Source organism: Pseudomonas bohemica (assembly GCF_002934685.1).
Taxonomy (GTDB): domain Bacteria; phylum Pseudomonadota; class Gammaproteobacteria; order Pseudomonadales; family Pseudomonadaceae; genus Aquipseudomonas; species Aquipseudomonas bohemica.
Genome location: NZ_NKHL01000034.1, coordinates 1 through 1,435, shown reverse-complemented (window position 1 = coordinate 1,435; position 1,435 = coordinate 1). Strand labels below are relative to the sequence as shown.

The window sequence follows — 1,435 nt, the reverse complement described above, 5'->3', positions numbered from 1 at the left end:
GGTCGTCGCAACACTGGATTGTTGTACAGACTTTAGATACTCATTCAGTGCTTCGGCAGGTGTTTTCCAGCCGAGTGTTTTTCGAGGTCTAGAGTTAAGTACGTGAGCTACCGCCTGTATTTCTTGGGCACTCCAACGAGAAAGGTCAGTGCCTTTCGGGAAGTATTGCCGTAGAAGGCCGTTCGTATTTTCGTTTGTGCCGCGCTGCCATGGACTATGTGGATCAGCAAAGAAAACTTTTACTCCGGACTCGATGGTAAATCGAGCGTGATCCGACAGCTCCTTTCCACGATCCCAGGTCAAAGATCGCCACAGCTCGATGGGAAGATCAGTCACCGACTTCTTCAGTGCGTTGGCCATACTAACAGCCCCATAGCCAGCCAGCGCCGGGCCGTTCTTCGTGCGGGGAATTAGCCCATAACCTTTCTCGCGAGGCAGATGGACGAGCATGGTAAATCGAGTTGAGCGCTCGACCAGAGTTCCAATCGCAGAACGGTTCAGACCGATGATCAGGTCGCCCTCCCAATGCCCGGGTACAGCCCGACCTTCTACCTCAGCAGGGCGACTGGAGATCATGACGTCCTCGCTGACGTGTGCCCACACTTTGGCCTGCGCTCTGGCTCTCGGCACGCGCAATGCTCGTCCTGAGCGCAGGCAGCTCACCAGTTCGCGCTTGAGAGCTCCTCGACCCTGAATGTAGAGTGCCTGATATATGGCTTCAGGAGAGATGCGCATGGATTCATCATCCGGAAAATCGATCTGGAGCCGGTTGGCAATCTGCTCAGGCGACCAGCCATTGACCCATTTACGGTCACTGCGATGCGGTTTATTTCGGCCTTTGAAGGGCGCTTGCCGAGGCCCAGAAATCTCACGACCATCGGCGTCTTGAACCTTGCCCTCAAGGCGATCGCGTACGTACTGGTGCAGTCGCGGGTTGGTGACCAGTTTCGCTGGTTTCGGCCTCTTGGCCACCAGTTCTGCCTTCCATTGCGCTACTGACGCTCGATATTCAAGCCGACCGCAACGGGTAGCAGCATTTCGTGTCAGCTCCCGTGAAATTGTCGATGGGCTTCGTCCAAGACGACGGGCGATCTCACGAACGCCAACACTTTGCGCTCGAAGCAGCCCAATCTCTTCTCGCTCTGCGAACGATAAGTATCGTCCTGATATGTGATTCGACATGAATAATGGCATCCCACCTCGATGACGGAACCAGCGTGTACCTACCGCTGTTGATACGCCAACGGCATGTGCTGCCTTTTCGCTAGTGATGCCTGTTGCAATCTGCACCCAAAATAGCCGCTCGATCTCATTACGAAGTGAGGGTGCACCTGGAGAACGCATCGCTCCCCGGCCCGTCAATTTTTGCATCCATCCTGCGGGTCGTCCCATAAACACCTCGATCAAGGTGTTGCGACGACCGGTTGAATCCGCC

At 55.2% G+C, this 1,435-nt stretch carries 1 protein-coding gene; it reads right to left on the bottom strand.

Annotation, left to right across the window (positions count from 1 at the left end; translation table 11 throughout):
- Nucleotides 1–1,371: IS30 family transposase (locus tag CE491_RS00170; RefSeq protein WP_110946380.1), on the bottom strand; the 1,371-nt coding region annotated here is incomplete at its 3' end.
- Nucleotides 1,372–1,435 lie beyond the last annotated feature (64 nt).